The organism is Caballeronia mineralivorans PML1(12), from assembly GCF_001028175.1.
GTDB classification, from domain to species: Bacteria; Pseudomonadota; Gammaproteobacteria; order Burkholderiales; family Burkholderiaceae; genus Caballeronia; species Caballeronia mineralivorans.
Genome location: NZ_AEJF01000127.1, coordinates 54711 through 69011 on the forward strand (window position 1 = coordinate 54711; position 14301 = coordinate 69011).

General features: G+C 59.8%; 14 protein-coding genes. 3 read left to right on the plus strand and 11 right to left on the minus strand.

The annotated features are described in order from the left end of the window. The first annotated feature begins 79 nt into the window (after positions 1-79). Entirely contained in the window at positions 80-1822 is a 1743-nt protein-coding gene (locus EOS_RS20705; protein ID WP_047848564.1) for an IlvD/Edd family dehydratase, read from the plus strand. Between the two features lie 12 nt (positions 1823-1834). Next, entirely contained in the window at positions 1835-2764 is a 930-nt protein-coding gene (locus tag EOS_RS20710) for a Gfo/Idh/MocA family protein (RefSeq protein ID WP_047848565.1), read from the plus strand. A gap of 49 nt (positions 2765-2813) precedes the next feature. Here the strand turns inward: EOS_RS20710 and araH are convergent, their stop codons facing one another. The 8 genes from araH to EOS_RS20750 all read right to left on the minus strand — a co-directional run bounded on the left by araH (position 2814) and on the right by EOS_RS20750 (position 11264). Beyond that, positions 2814-3818 carry an L-arabinose ABC transporter permease AraH gene (araH, locus tag EOS_RS20715; RefSeq protein ID WP_047848566.1) on the minus strand — a complete coding sequence of 335 codons (1005 nt, stop codon included), beginning with the start codon at positions 3816-3818 and terminating at the stop codon, positions 2814-2816. 46 nt (positions 3819-3864) lie between these two features. Continuing rightward, positions 3865-5373: an L-arabinose ABC transporter ATP-binding protein AraG gene (gene araG, locus EOS_RS20720; RefSeq protein ID WP_087881980.1), complete on the minus strand. Its 1509-nt coding sequence runs from the start codon at positions 5371-5373 to the stop codon at positions 3865-3867. Positions 5374-5444: 71 nt separating this feature from the next. After that, on the minus strand, positions 5445-6449 hold the full coding sequence (locus EOS_RS20725) for an arabinose ABC transporter substrate-binding protein (protein ID WP_047848567.1): 1005 nt from the start codon (positions 6447-6449) through the stop codon (positions 5445-5447). 954 nt (positions 6450-7403) lie between these two features. After that, a complete protein-coding gene (locus tag EOS_RS44680; RefSeq protein ID WP_152693154.1) occupies positions 7404-7946 on the minus strand; it encodes a hypothetical protein in 543 nt (180 codons plus the stop codon). Between the two features lie 35 nt (positions 7947-7981). Then, positions 7982-8416, minus strand: a complete 435-nt coding sequence (locus EOS_RS44685) for a hypothetical protein (protein ID WP_075645378.1) — start codon at positions 8414-8416, stop codon at positions 7982-7984. A 739-nt stretch (positions 8417-9155) separates the two neighbouring features. Further along, positions 9156-9551 (minus strand): nuclear transport factor 2 family protein, encoded by a 396-nt coding sequence (locus tag EOS_RS20740; protein WP_047848570.1) that lies wholly within the window; start codon positions 9549-9551, stop codon positions 9156-9158. A 306-nt stretch (positions 9552-9857) separates the two neighbouring features. After that, positions 9858-10457, minus strand: a complete 600-nt coding sequence (locus EOS_RS20745) for an NADPH-dependent F420 reductase (protein WP_047848571.1) — start codon at positions 10455-10457, stop codon at positions 9858-9860. Positions 10458-10529: 72 nt separating this feature from the next. Then, complete coding sequence (locus tag EOS_RS20750) at positions 10530-11264, minus strand: SDR family NAD(P)-dependent oxidoreductase (RefSeq protein ID WP_047848581.1); 735 nt, start codon at positions 11262-11264, stop codon at positions 10530-10532. 111 nt (positions 11265-11375) lie between these two features. Between EOS_RS20750 and EOS_RS20755 the strand changes: the two genes are divergently transcribed. After that, positions 11376-11744, plus strand: a complete 369-nt coding sequence (locus EOS_RS20755; protein ID WP_047848572.1) for a winged helix-turn-helix transcriptional regulator — start codon at positions 11376-11378, stop codon at positions 11742-11744. A gap of 289 nt (positions 11745-12033) precedes the next feature. Here the strand turns inward: EOS_RS20755 and EOS_RS20760 are convergent, their stop codons facing one another. The 3 genes from EOS_RS20760 to EOS_RS20770 all read right to left on the minus strand — a co-directional run. Continuing rightward, positions 12034-12654, minus strand: a complete 621-nt coding sequence (locus EOS_RS20760) for an NADPH-dependent F420 reductase (protein WP_047848573.1) — start codon at positions 12652-12654, stop codon at positions 12034-12036. A gap of 202 nt (positions 12655-12856) precedes the next feature. Further along, positions 12857-13795: an SDR family oxidoreductase gene (locus tag EOS_RS20765; protein WP_047848574.1), complete on the minus strand. Its 939-nt coding sequence runs from the start codon at positions 13793-13795 to the stop codon at positions 12857-12859. Between the two features lie 52 nt (positions 13796-13847). Next, a partial coding sequence (locus EOS_RS20770; protein WP_047848575.1) for an NADPH-dependent F420 reductase occupies positions 13848-14301 on the minus strand: 454 nt, incomplete at its 5' end.

Genomic DNA, 14301 nt, shown 5'->3' on the forward strand with positions numbered 1-14301 from the left:
ATCGCAAAAAAGGTCTCGAACGCCCGACGCGTTCGAGCGTATGAAGTCTTGAAATAGCAAACGGTTAAGGAAAAAATCGATGTCCGACGCAAAACGCCCTCTGCGCTCAGCCCAATGGTTCGGCGCTGCCGACAAGAACGGTTTCATGTACCGAAGCTGGATGAAAAACCAGGGCATCCCCGATCACGAATTCCAGGGCAAGCCGATCATCGGCATCTGCAATACGTGGTCCGAACTCACGCCGTGCAATGCGCATTTCCGCAAGCTCGCCGAGCATGTGAAGCGCGGTGTGTTCGAGGCAGGTGGATTCCCGGTTGAATTCCCCGTGTTCTCCAACGGCGAATCGAATCTGCGCCCAACAGCAATGTTTACCCGCAATCTCGCGAGCATGGACGTCGAGGAATCGATCCGGGGGAACCCCGTGGATGCCGTCGTGCTGCTCGTCGGCTGCGATAAAACCACGCCTGCCTTGTTGATGGGCGCAGCCAGTTGCGACGTGCCGGCCATTGCGGTAAGCGGCGGCCCGATGCTCAACGGCAAGCATCATGGCCGCGATATCGGCTCGGGCACGGTCGTCTGGCAGCTCAGCGAACAGGTGAAGGCGGGCAAGATCACGCTGCACGAATTCATGTCGGCGGAAGCGGGCATGTCGCGCTCGGCCGGTACCTGCAACACCATGGGCACGGCGTCCACGATGGCCTGCATGGCCGAAGCACTCGGCGTCACGCTGCCGCACAATGCCGCGATTCCGGCTGTGGACTCAAGGCGCTACGTGCTCGCGCATATGTCGGGCATGCGTATCGTGGAGATGGCGTTGCAGGATGTACGGCTCTCGAAACTCCTGACGAAAGAAGCCTTCGAGAACGCGATTCGCGTGAACGCGGCGATCGGCGGATCGACGAATGCAGCGATTCATTTGAAGGCGATTGCCGGGCGTATCGGCGTGAACCTGGAACTCGATGACTGGACGCGTATCGGCCGCGGCACGCCGACGCTTGTCGATCTGCAGCCATCCGGGCGCTTCCTGATGGAGGAGTTTTATTACGCGGGCGGTTTGCCCGGTGTGATCCGGCGCTTGGGCGAAGCGGGCTTGTTGCCTCATCCCGACGCACTGACAGCGAACGGTCATTCGCTTTGGGACAACACGAAAGAAGCGCCGATCTACGATGAAGAAGTCATCCGTCCACTCGATAAACCCCTCGTCCCGGATGGCGGCCTATGCATTGTGCGAGGCAATCTCGCGCCGAACGGCGCGGTAGTAAAACCTTCGGCGGCAACGGCGGCCTTGCTCAAGCATCGTGGCCGCGCAGTCGTGTTTGAAAACTTCGATGATTACAAAGCCCGCATCGGCGATCCAGAACTGGACGTGACAAAGGACTCTGTTCTTGTGCTGAAGAACTGCGGGCCGAAGGGTTATCCGGGCATGGCCGAAGTGGGCAACATGGGCTTGCCGCCGAAGCTGCTGGCGCAAGGCGTCACCGACATGGTGCGGATCTCCGACGCACGGATGAGCGGCACGGCATATGGCACAGTGGTGCTGCACGTCGCCCCCGAAGCACGTGCCGGCGGTCCGCTAGCGGTGGTGAAGGAAGGCGACTGGATCGAGCTGGATTGCCTGGCCGGAACACTGCATCTCGATGTCAGCGACGCGGAACTCACCCAGCGTCTCGCTAATTGGGCCGAAGTACAGACAGTTGCGACTGCGGACACAAGCGGGTATAGAAAGCTGTATGTCGATCACGTCCTGCAAGCCGATCAGGGCTGCGATTTTGATTTCCTCGTAGGATGTCGTGGCGCCGACGTGCCACGACATTCGCATTAATAAGGTCCAACCATGACAGAGCAAGTTGCGATAGGCATTGCCGGCGTCGGCAAGATCGCTCGCGATCAGCATTTACCCGCTATCGCCGGTCACCCCGGCTTCAAACTCATTGCCGGCGCAAGCAGGAACGCGCGGATCGATGGGGTCCACAATTATCAGAATGTCGAGGACATGCTGAAGGCGGAGCCCCTGGTGCAAGCCGTGTCGTTGTGCGCGCCGCCGCAAGTCCGTTTCGCGCAAGCCCGCGCTGCCCTTGCTGCAGGCAAGCATGTGATGCTGGAAAAACCACCGGGTGCGAGCGTAACCGAGGTAGACGTGCTCGCCGGGCTGGCCCGGCAAAATCAATGCACCTTGTTTGCGTCCTGGCATTCCCGTCATGCACCCGGGGTTGAAGCCGCCCGCGCGTGGCTCGCCGAGAAAGCGATCACGGCGGTGAACGTTCAATGGAAGGAGGATGTTCGCCGCTGGCATCCGGGTCAGGACTGGATCTGGCAGCCGGGTGGACTCGGCGTATTCGATCCGGGTATCAATGCGCTATCCATCATGACGCGCATCCTGCCGCACACGTTCTTTTTGAAGTCAGCCGAGTTGTTTGTTCCGGCGAACAGGCACAACCCGATTGCTGCGAACCTCGATTTCAGTGATGCCCTTGGTACGCCGATCCGGGCCGAATTCGACTGGCGGCATGGCCCTGTGGAGTTGTGGCAGATCGAGGTAATAACCCGCGACGGCGTTCTGCGTTTGGCTCAGGGCGGGAAGTTTTTGCAGATCGATGCGGAGGTGGTCGACATTGGACCGGAACGGGAATACCCGAGTCTTTATGACCGGTTCTTCGACTTGATTTCGACTAACGCCAGCGACGTGGATGTCGGCCCACTTCAACATGTTGCCGACGCAATGTTGCTTGGCAAGCGGCACGAGGTGGAGGTGTTTGAGGAGTAAGTTTTGCTCGCGCTGCCGGGCGGCTCTCCCGGCAGCGCGAGCGCCCTTTTTAAGCTACTCGTTTGCTCCTGCGATACTGATCGAACAACACGGCTAACAGCAGGATCCCGCCACGAATCAGGTACTGATAGAACGTGGGCACATTCATGAGGCTCATCGCGTCCTGCACCGAGCCCATGATCAACACCCCGACCAGCACACCGGAAATAGTGGCTACGCCGCCCGTCAGCGAAACGCCACCCAGCACGCACGCGGAGATCACCCCGAGCTCAAGCCCGACCGATGTCTTCGGATCGCCAAGGCTCATCCGCGATGCCAGCATCACACCCGCAAATCCGGTCACCAGCCCTTGCAGCACGAACACCGTGATCTTGATGCGCATGACCGGCAAACCCGCCAGCAACGCCGCCTCGCTATTGCCGCCGACGGCCAGTACGTTCTTCCCGAACACCGTCTTCTTCAACAGAAAACCAAACAGCACAAAACCAATGATGTTCGACCAGATCGGGTACGAAATTCCTAGGAACGAACCGCCGCCAAGATCGAAGAAACGCTCTTCGGAGATCATCACGGCGTCGCCGTTCGACGTGATATAGGCAAGCCCGCGTACGACTTCCATCATCGCCAGCGTGACGATCAGCGAGTTGATCTTCCAGCGCGCAATCAGCACGCCGTTCACCAGCCCGACCGCGCCGCCCGCCAACACGCCGCCTGCTATACCGAGCGTGACGCTATGCGTCGCGGTGATCAGTGTGGACGCCACCACGCCCGCGAACGCCACGATGGATGCCACCGATAAATCCACCTCGCCAAGCGCCAGTACGAACATCATGGTGACGGAGATGGAGCCGATCAGCGTGACCGAAAGCAGCAGGCCCTGGATGTTGCGCGAACTGACGAAACCCGGCACGGTCAGGGATAAAGCCACGAACAAGATCACGAACACCATGACGATGCCGGACTTGTTGATAAGGTCCCATGTGCGCGCAGCGCGAGCGCGAGCGCCGGTACTTTCCGCTGGGTTCGACTGATTGGTGACTGGAGTTATTTGCATAGCGTCTCTTTCATTCTCAGCGCGTTGACCCGCGCGACTAGTAGTATCAGCTCGGCAGAGCGAGCTTGATCAGTTGATCCGGTGTAACCTGCGCCTTGGGCAAGTTGCCGACAATCTTCCCTTCGCGCATCACCATCACACGATCCGCCACGCCGATCACTTCGGCAAGATCGCTCGACACCACGATGACTGTTCGCCCGGCTTCCGCGAGTCCATACAGCAGCCCGTAGATCTCGCTGCGGGCGCCGACATCGATACCGCGTGTAGGCTCGTCCATCAGGAACACATCGATGTCTTCCGCCAGCCAGCGCGAAAGAATGACCTTCTGCTGATTGCCGCCTGAAAGCGTGCCTATAGGTGTGTTGCCGCTGCGTGTCTTGATAGCTAGCTTTGTGATGTAGTCGGTCGTGGTGGCGGCTTCCTTGCGGCTGTTCAGTACGTTGAACGGACTGAAATGGCGTCGGCAACTCATATTGAGGTTATCGGACACCGAAGCAATCGCGACAATACCCTCTTGCTTGCGATCCTCCGGGCACAGCGCTACGCCTGCGCGCACGGCATCGCGCGGCGACCTGAACTTGCGCCTCGAACCCTTGAGCACGATCTGACCCGAGACCGGTTTCACCGCGCCGTAGATCAGCTTCATCAACTCGGAACGACCGGCGCCAACGAGCCCGAAGAATCCGACTATCTCGCCCTTGCGCACGCTGAACGAAGCCGGCTCCGACAAACCCGGTCCCATCAGCCCTTGCACATCGAGTTGCACATCGCCTATATCGCGCGTGCGGTATCCGTACACGTCGTGGATCGAACGTCCGACCATGCAACTGATCAGGCGGTCGCGCTCGAGTCCATCCACTTCCTCGAAGGTCTCGATGCGCCGGCCATCGCGAAACACCGTCACGCGGTCACAGAGCGCATACACCTCGTCCATCCGATGCGTCACATAGATGATCGCGCGCCCTTCCTCCTTAAGCGCGCGGATGATCTTGAACAATTGCTCCGTCTCGCGGGAGGACAGCGAACTCGTGGGTTCATCGAAGGCAATCACGCGTGCATTGCGCATCAACGCCTTGCCGATCTCGATCATCTGGCGCTGCCCGATCGAAAGATGCTTGACCTGCATGTTCGGATCGATTTTTTCGCCCAGGCGATCCAGCTCGCTGATCGCGCGCTTCACCAGCGCTTTTTCATCCAGCACGCCAAAGCGGCTTGGCATCGCGCCGAGCAACAGGTTCTCGGCCACCGTCAACTCCGGCACGAGATGCAACTCCTGATAGATGATCGCGATGCCTGCTTCAATCGCCGCTTTGGTCGTCGTGAACTGCTGTTCTACGCCGGCCAGCAACAAGCTGCCGCCGCTCGTGGAATTGACACCCGAGAGCACCTTCAGCAAAGTCGATTTGCCCGCGCCGTTCTCGCCCATCAGCCCGTGGACTTCACCGGTGCGCACACCAAGAGACACCGAATCGAGTGCAAGCACGCCGGGAAAACGCACCGTGATGTTGTCGAGCAAAAGATAAGGCGCGGCCGTGGCCACTGCGGTATCCATCATTGGGCGTTCCTCGTTGAAAGGTAAATCGAGGCGTCGTTTTTTTGAGGATCAACGACGCCCGTCGCAAACGCTCAGATACCCAGTTCCTTGCGCACATCCTGCCAGTTGCTGCGGACCATCAGCTTGCCGGTGGTCTGCGTGTCGGCCGGCGGCTGCTTGCCGTTCTTGATCCAGTCGACAAGGTTCTGCGTGCTGTCCTTGCCGTGGTTCGTCGAACTCACCGCGATGGTGCCGTAGAAGCCGGTTTGCTCCTTCTTCTGGAACTCGGCAAACGCTTCGCCAGCGCCATTGATGCCTACGCCGATCACATCCGCCGACGCAATATGCAGTTGTTCAGTGGCACGCACGGCGCCAAGCACGGTCTCTTCGTTGATCGCGTAGATCACCCACTTCTTGATGTTCGGATGCTGCGACAACACAGGCGACGCCGCGTTGAAACCGCCTTCGTCATCGGTAGTTTTTTGCGGGGCATCGAAGATGTTTTCCTTCTTGAAGCCGTTCGCCAGCAGCGTCTCCGTCGCGCCGTCCGTGCGTTGCTTCGCCGTGGGCAGCTCGTAATCCGTAATGCGCAGCGCGCCTACTTCCTCAGGCTTCCAGCCGCGCTTTTTCATTTCATCGGAGATAGCGGTGCCTACCTGATTGCCGATCTTGAACGCGGACATGCCAAGGTGGGGCACGTTCGGCAACGGCTTGCCCGTCGAATCGACAAGCTGGTCATCCACCGTCACGAACTTCATGTTGTAGCGTTTTGCGCGCGCCTGAATTGCCGGTCCGAGGCGCACGTCGGGCGCGCAGATCACGAACCCTTGCGCGCCTTGTGCGCCGAGATTGTCGATAGCGGACAGCACCTTCTCTCCATCCGGCGTGCCGATGTTCACCACCGAGAACTTTTCCTTCTGCCCGAGCGCCGTCGCCGCTTTCTGTTCGTTGATGAACCACGCCTGCTCCGGCATCTTGACGAGAAAACCGACTTTCAGCGGCTCGTCGGCGTGAGCCGACATCTGCGAGGCGAACGGAATGCCGAGCGTAGCAGCGGCGATAGCGGACAAGGTCAAACGGCGAAGCTTGCGATTCATGGTGGAGTCTCCTGGTGAAATAAAGGCTGCATGGCTTAAGTGTTCTGCAGCGGAGCGCAGGCTTGCAGCCCGTTCGCCCCTTCTTGCGGTCCTGCTGGTTAATCGTTAGCCCGCTGCATAGGCGTTGTATCGGCGGATGCGGCTTTGCGGCCGTCGTCGGAAGTTCTCTGTCATCGCGGCGCTCACGTTATTGCGCTCGATGTGCCGCGCAGGGTTCAGCGACGCCGTGCACGTGGCTGCGCACTGGACGGATCGCGTTTCTCGGGCGAGATGGATTGACGGAAAGGCCACGGTTGCGCTCGTCGCCCGGCCGCCGTTGAGGTAATGCTTGAATAGCGTGGGGACGTGCGATGCGCGTTTCATCGAAGCAGCGGTGTCTCGAGGTTTTAATGTTCGAGTGAATCTTAAGGAAGCAGGCGATTCCTTTCCAATCAGTTTTTTAGCGATACCGATATCAAATCCGGTATACCCTAGTCCTGTTGCGGGATGGGATCGCGGCGGGGGTGGTTAACCGCTGATTGCAAGGGGAAGCTGGGATCGCAGCACGCGCAGGTTTCCTACAGTTTGGGATGACTCGACATCCAAGACTTGATGTGCCCTGCGGTAAATCGTCGGGTTTGCCCGTATACGAACGCATGGCATCGAAGGCGCTAGCTAGCGGAGTGCGGTTGCTTACTAAGCGTGATTACGTCGATTCGATTCGCAGGGATCCGAACTCAATAATCATTTCTGCACCTACGGTTGCGGCGACTAGTGCGAGATGCTTCGGCTGTTTGTCAGAGAAGCGATCAGATTGGTTTAGCGTTCTCAAGGCTTTCTCGTAGCCCGGCGTACCGGGTTCCAATAATTTTATGTCGTAGACGATATTAAGAAGCCCGTAGTGCTCGATAACACATCGGGTTGTCCCGGCAAACGTCACGGTAGCGCGTCGCTCGTCCAATTTAAGTCCCAGCGTCAAGCTATCCCCGTCATCCGTGACAGCGAGGATGTCGATATACCAGTCGTGAAAAAACGTAAATGCCTTGAGGTCATCCATGATTGCCGCGTGTCAGTAAGGGAAAAGGCGTTGCCTTTATCACGGATGTTGCCGTCCCAGTTGTGGGCATGCGGTGCACCGAATCCGTGATCATGATCGAAGTCGAAATCGACTGCTGCGTTTCCAATTCCGTCATAGAGCCGCATCTGTTTGCTTCCAGACGGATTCTCAACCCACGTACCAGCGAGGCCTCCCGTTCGGGGCAACCATGCGAGCTGACTGACTTCCGTTGACGAGGCGGTTTCGGACCCGTATTCAAATGGCACGCCTTCGAGCGGTGTTGCCACGCCGCCAAAATTATCGTCGCCTTCGACGGTATCAACACTGTCAAAACCAACCCCGGTCACGTCAGGCAGACCGTACTTGCTGATCCAGCCTGCCCGAGCAAATACGGGTAACGAGAGTGCTGGCACGGCGAGAATTGCGGCGTGCATGAACTGGGTGTTCATGCTGTCGTTCATCGACTGGATTTCCGACCACGATACTGGATTGGCGTTCATCCTTTCGAGCTGTGTCCGGTATCGTTCTTTGATCGACACGTACTTCGGCGCATCACGGCCCGAAACACCCGAAAAGACGGTTCGGCGTTCTTTGATGTTCCTGTAGCGCCGCCGGTGTGCCTCGGTTTTTCAGGAATAACTACGACGCTACCACCGCGCACCATCTCCATCAGTGCTTGCACAACATCCGAATCAGGGCCGCTCTTTGCAAGGCGATCATGCCAGTGGAAATTGTTGCCAAGAAACTCGCGCACCTGTTTGACCAATGCTGCGTCCTTGGCCCATAGGTAGGAGTCCGCTCCCAAAGTGTATTTCTTGCCCGCTAAGATGGCTTGCGTTTCTTCGGGACTTGGAAAGACGCTACGCGCGTAGTCTTCTTTGCGATACAGCATGTAGCAGTGCCATGAATCTGTTTTCAGTTCTGTCGCCATATCCGCCCGGTTTCGAATTCCATCAGCCACATGAGGGCACCCTCGCGTTTGCTCATGAACGGAGCATTATTTTTGACAATGCAAACCCAGGGGTCCCTGCCTGATCGCGGCAGATGAACGCATGCCCAACGGAATCTTGCGTGACCGTTGTCTGTCAGCACTGCTTCAACAATAGCGTCCCAGTGTCCGTCCATTCGTGGATGGGCATGATGCCCAAGCCCCTCAATGCTATTCGCGGCCTCCTGCCCGCGCGCTTAGGACGCACCCGAGGTCCGGCGACGAGATTCGTTTAGAGTATGTTTCCCAAAACTCTGGCTGGCTTGCTGCGCGACATATGCTGATCGCATGAGGCAGTGATCGGCCAGTTCCGGTCAGTCGACCGGCGAAGGAGTCGGACATTCGAAGGTCCGCTGCACGCAGCCAAGCGACGTTCAGTCCATGATTTTGTTCGTCGGGTCAATTGCCGCTATCGATGCCTTGGCGCTCGCCTGGCGGACGACAGTCGCTGGTCGCGCGAGGACGTTAGCTTGATCATATCAAGGTGACCAATAAAGGCATCAATGAAAGCGCGGACCTTTCCTGACGTGCTGCGGCGTGTCGGATACAGCGCGTGAAGCTCGACGGGTTCGCGTCTCAATGAGGTAAGTACCCGCACTAACGCAACTGCCTGCGACTTCCACAAACTCAGTTCGACCCGACTGATTGACTATTGTTGTTAGATTCATCGCTAGCTTCAGCTTTAAAGTTCGGAGGCCCGCGCCAGTGTAAGCGTGTCGATGTACTCCCGGATGTTCGTCACTTTGCCATTTCGAACCGTAATGGCGAAGACCCAATCGTCCTTGAACGTCCTATTCGTGGCTTTGACTCTGCCCGTGGCGAAGCCGACGACCAGAACCCGGTCGCCCTGGGCGACGAATTCGGGGGGGTCTGGGTATGACGTTTCCACCATTTCGGAAGCCTTCTGAAGCAAATCCGCCAATCCCGCGTGTCTGCAGTGCGTACCGGCCAGCGCCCACTCGCCCGGAATGATCCACTCAATGTCTTCGGCAGAAATCGCCAGCAGACCTTGCTTATCGCCGCGGCCCATTGCTGCAAAAAAATCCTTCACAATCTGGACATTCTCTTGCGTGCTCATCGAAATCTCTCCATTTCTGTTACATCGGAATATGGCCGAAAAACCGCCGTCGACAACAACTCCACTGGAATGGGTTGATGAGAACGACGTGAAAGATGTGTTGCTCCCAGTGGTCGCGTGCAGGAACGGCAAGCGCAACGCCTCCCCGAGCTGGAAGGCGTCAAGCAGACCCATAAGCGAGCGCACGCCAGATATCGGAGCGCGGTTTACTGCCGGCGTCGCCCTCGCTTCAATCAAACTGTGGCTGCCGTTTGTCCAAGAGGGTCCGCGAGGCAGGATCACAGCAAAATTTGCGATCACGATTCATCAGTCGAACTTGACCAAGTCCTTAAAGATCAGTTGACCCCAGCTATTTCCGCGCGCCTGCACAAGCAGTCCACCTTCGGAAAGCCCGCCAAGTTTGATCGGCGAGAAACCGAGATTTTCCGCAAGCGCTCCAATCTCCGCTGCGGCGCCGTCATCGTCGCTCGCTAGAAACACGACTCTCCTGCCACCATGTACGGCCGGATCCTGGTCAAGGACGGCAGCGCCCAAATGGTTGAAGCCCCTAACCAGTCTTGCACCAGTGAAGGCCTGCGCGACGACCTTGGAAGAAGGCTGTCCTCCCAGTTCCTCAGGGGACACGCCGTAGGCATTGGTCACATCGATGATGGTCTTGCCCGTCCAAGTGGGCAGCGCCTTCGCGACATCCCGGTGCGACTCGTAACGGACAGCCAAAAAGACGATGTCCGCCCTGACGGCATCCGCTAGTTTTTTGGGAATGATCTCGGGTCCGATCGCGGCCGCAGCGGATGCAAAGCTTTCCGGGTCGCGAGTGGTTGCAACGGATACTTCGATGCCGCTTCGGGCAAACGCCTTAGCAAGAGCCTGGCCGATCTTGCCGAAGCCAATAATTGCACAGCTCATATGTTCTCCTTAGGTTTACCACGCCCTACGGGCTCCGAATATCGAATGGAGCGCCCGGCCGGGCGTAGCGCGTCAGAGTTGCGCTAGGCCGCCGTCAACGGCGACCTCGCTGGCTGTCATGAAGCTGCTGTCCGACGACGCGAGAAAGGCGGCCACCGCTCCGATCTCCGCCGGATCGGCCATGCGCTGGAGCGGAGTCATCGAGGCGAAAACCTTCTGGCCCTCCTCGCCTAGCGCTTCCTTCGCGAGTTCGGTCGCTGTCGCCCCGGGCGACAGCACGTTCACCCGGATGCCGGTGCCCTTCAAGTCCTCCGCCCAGGTCCGCGCGAGGTTGCGCACTGCCGCCTTGCTCGCACTGTAGGCGCTCATTGCCGGGGCGCCCGTGGTGCCGGCGCTCGATCCAGTCAGGATTATCGAGCCGCCCTGGCCCATCAGCGGCAGCGCCTTCTGGACCGTGAAGATCGTACCCTTCACATTGGTGTCGAAGTGTTCGTCAATGTGCTCGGCGGTGATCTTGCCGAGCGCAGCCTGGCTTCCCGCCCCGGCATTGGCGAAGACGATGTCGAGGGTTCCGCGCTCGGCCTTCACCGCTGCGTAGAGTCGGTCTAGATCGGCCTCATTCGAGACCGAGCCCTTTACCGCGCGGGCATTGGGCCCGAGCTCGGCCACAGCGGCGTCGATCGTTTCCTGCCGGCGGCCGAAGATGAAGACGAAGGCACCCTCCTTGATGAAGCGCTTTGCTGCGGCGCGGCCAATGCCGGTAGCGCCACCGGTGATCACTGCGGTCTTTCCATTCAGTCTGGTCATGTCGTGCATCCTTCCTTGGAGTAGTACGGAAGCAGGGAACTGCTTGCTTGAGGGCAGTATGCAGTTCTGATAACCTAAGGACAAGTATGCACCTTTTGGTAACCATGAAAAATGACTGACTGTTCTCAAAATTGCGGTGGCCACTACTCCTACGGGCTCGCCGCCACGCTTAGCATCATCTCGGGCAAGTGGAAGCCGCTGATCCTGTACTTCCTGCTCGACGGCCCGAAGCGCTACGGCGAGCTCAAGCGCAACGTCCATGGCGTCAGCGCCAAGGTGCTGATCCAGCAATTGAAGGAACTGGAGGCCGATCACGTGCTGGCGCGGACCGACTACAAGGAGGTGCCACCGCGCGTGGACTACGCGCTTACCCCGCTCGGCCGCAGTCTGGCCGACAAGATTGTCCCGCTGTGCACCTGGGGAACCGAGAACATGGCAGAAATGGTGAGCATTCTCGCCGAGCGCGACAGTTTGCTTTAGCAGGATGCTGAAGAACCGCTGGGTCGGACGACCCTCCGCATTCGTGGGAGGGCGGCAGGTCGAATTCTTCCGATCAGAAGTCGGACGGTCTCTACTCCCTTGACCTGCCGCAGGATTTCCAGGCCGAGCCGCAGCGTGTAGGTCCCACACTTTTCGGCGCGATTTCATATGGCCGAAAAGCCGCCGTCGACAGACGACTCCACTGGAATGGGTTGATGAGAACGACGTGAGAGACGTGTTGTTCCCAGTGGTGTTGTGGACCTGCCGGTGAGGACGTGGTGTCGGTGATTCAGCCGACATCGACGTTCAAGGCGATGTCGAAGGTGCCGGCGCCGTTTTTGGCTAGGCCGATGAGCATCAGGCCGAGCGACTCGAGCGTCGAGGCCATGTGCAGGGCGCCGACATCGAACGGACGCAGCCCGAGACTCTCGAGGAAGGTTGAGACGCGCGCCTTGGCCTTCGGATCGTCAGCGGCGATGAACGCGTCGAGGCGTCCACGCCGAGCAAGTACAGGGCCGAAGAGGGTGTTGAACGCCTTCACGACATGCGCGCCGGCGGGGGCGGCCTTGGCGATCTCCTGCGCGCCAGAACTGCCGTGGGGTGTGACGAGGCCCGTGGCGTCGGGGGAGATCGGATTGGTGATGTCGATGATCACCTTGCCGTCGAGCGCATCCCTGTACTCGGCCAACACCGTCGCCGCATTAGTGTAAGGCACGGCGAGGATGACGATGTCGCCCGCCGGCGCGGCGCCGTACGTCCCTGTGGTCGCTCCGGCTGCGAGCTTGTCGGCCAGCGCTTGCGCCTTAGCGGGGTCGCGGCTGACCACCTCGACGGTGTGTCCAGCCTTGGCGATGCGGCCGCCGATCGCCGTGGCCATGCCACCTGTGCCGATGATGCTGATAGTACTCATGTGCAGTCTCCTGGTGAGTTAAGTGGTGCTCGTACTTTCTAAACGGGGCATCCCCCGGTAGATGTTCCGTGTGTGCCGAGCCGAGTGGGTCATCCCTCATGCCATCCCCGGGTCGACAGAGTCTTTGCACGGATGAATCACGGCGTTGCGACATTGCTGTCCGCCGGGCTCGTTGCGACTCGGCTTCCTGCCTCAGCTCAACTCAGAGGGCAGGGAAGTAGTGGCCGTTGTCGAGGTCCTTGAGCAGGCCGGGCTGAGCAGGCTCCCAGCCGAGGGTCTGGCGGGTGATGAGGTTGGACGCCGGGAGGTCCAGCGTGACCAAATTCGCGAGGAATCCAAAGTATCCCGGCAGCATCAGTACGTCCACGGGAATGCTCACGGCCGGTAGGTCCAGACGGCTGCCAATCGCCTCGGCGATCTTGCGGAACCGGATGCCCTCGCCCTCAATGCCGTGCCAATTTTTGCCAGCCGGGCCCTTCTCCAGCGCCATGCGGAACAAGGAGGCGAGGTCGCGGCTGTGCACGGCCGGCCACAGGTTCGCGCCGTCTCCGGGGTAGCCGATGGCGCCCTTCTCCTTCGCGAGCCCAATCAGCAGCGGGAGGAAGCCGGCATCGGTCGTGCTGTGCGCGATGGGAGGAATCCGCACGACCGAAGACCGCACGCCCCGCTCCGCGAGGCCGACTACGGTGAGTTCCACGACGTTGCGAACCCGCAGGGTCCCCTTGTACGCATCGCCGCCGGGAAGGGCCGGGTCCTCCTCGGTGGCTGGCCGGCCCAGGTTTTCCCACCCGGGCGAGCCAAGGCTCGCCGACACGACCAGCGGCTTTCCGGTTCCAGCTAGTGCCTCGCCGTACGCGAGCATGATCTGGAACTCCGCAGCGGCCACGGCGTCAAGCCCGCCGGAGGGAAGCAGGTCCTGCCTATGCGCGACGTGGATGACGCCGTCGGACTCCGCTGCCGCCGCCTTGAGCCCATCGAGGTCGGAGATATCCCCGCGACGCACCTTGGCGCCGAGCGCGGACACCGCCGCCGCGGACTTGTCCGACCTGGCTAAGCCGGTTACCTCGTGGCCGGCGGCGATGAGCTCGGGGATGATGTACGAACCGATATGGCCGGTCCCGCCAGTGACGAAGACGTGCATGTTAGTGTTCCTTATGAGTAATGTGATGCGGGAAGCGGTGGTACCGGTGCACTCAGCCGAGAAGGCTGACGCCGATTGAGAAGTTGGTGTGCTTGACGGAGTGGATGAGGAGGCCCAGCGACAGCAGGCAGGCGTGCTCCAGCGTCCTCGCCATGGGCAGCGGCCCGGTATCCATAGGGCGCAGTCCGAGGCTCTCGACGAACGCCGAGACGCGTGCCTTCGCCTGCGCGTCGTCCCCGGCGATGAACACGTCCAATGGGTGGCCCTCGGCGGGACCGGCAGCCAGGACGTGGGAGAACTGGGTGTTGAACGCCTTGACGACTTTCGCATCGGCAGGGGCAGCCTTGGCGATCTCCTGCGCGCCGAAACTGTCGCCGGGGGTCACGAAGCTCGTGTGGTCGGAGGCGACCGGATTGGTGATGTCGACTAGAACCTTGCCTGCCAGCTCTTCGCCGTACTGCCTCACCACGTCAAGAACGGCGGAGTAGGGAACCGCCAGGACGACC

Coding starts and splice junctions, on each gene's coding strand:
- EOS_RS20705 (WP_047848564.1), top strand. CDS start 80: ATGTCCGACGCAAAACGCCCTCTGCGCTCAGCCCAATGGTTCGGCGCT.
- EOS_RS20710 (WP_047848565.1), top strand. CDS start 1,835: ATGACAGAGCAAGTTGCGATAGGCATTGCCGGCGTCGGCAAGATCGCT.
- araH (WP_047848566.1), bottom strand. CDS start 3,818: ATGCAAATAACTCCAGTCACCAATCAGTCGAACCCAGCGGAAAGTACC.
- araG (WP_087881980.1), bottom strand. CDS start 5,373: ATGATGGATACCGCAGTGGCCACGGCCGCGCCTTATCTTTTGCTCGAC.
- EOS_RS20725 (WP_047848567.1), bottom strand. CDS start 6,449: ATGAATCGCAAGCTTCGCCGTTTGACCTTGTCCGCTATCGCCGCTGCT.
- EOS_RS44680 (WP_152693154.1), bottom strand. CDS start 7,946: ATGAACGACAGCATGAACACCCAGTTCATGCACGCCGCAATTCTCGCC.
- EOS_RS44685 (WP_075645378.1), bottom strand. CDS start 8,416: ATGGCGACAGAACTGAAAACAGATTCATGGCACTGCTACATGCTGTAT.
- EOS_RS20740 (WP_047848570.1), bottom strand. CDS start 9,551: ATGAGCACGCAAGAGAATGTCCAGATTGTGAAGGATTTTTTTGCAGCA.
- EOS_RS20745 (WP_047848571.1), bottom strand. CDS start 10,457: ATGAGCTGTGCAATTATTGGCTTCGGCAAGATCGGCCAGGCTCTTGCT.
- EOS_RS20750 (WP_047848581.1), bottom strand. CDS start 11,264: ATGACCAGACTGAATGGAAAGACCGCAGTGATCACCGGTGGCGCTACC.
- EOS_RS20755 (WP_047848572.1), top strand. CDS start 11,376: ATGACTGACTGTTCTCAAAATTGCGGTGGCCACTACTCCTACGGGCTC.
- EOS_RS20760 (WP_047848573.1), bottom strand. CDS start 12,654: ATGAGTACTATCAGCATCATCGGCACAGGTGGCATGGCCACGGCGATC.
- EOS_RS20765 (WP_047848574.1), bottom strand. CDS start 13,795: ATGCACGTCTTCGTCACTGGCGGGACCGGCCATATCGGTTCGTACATC.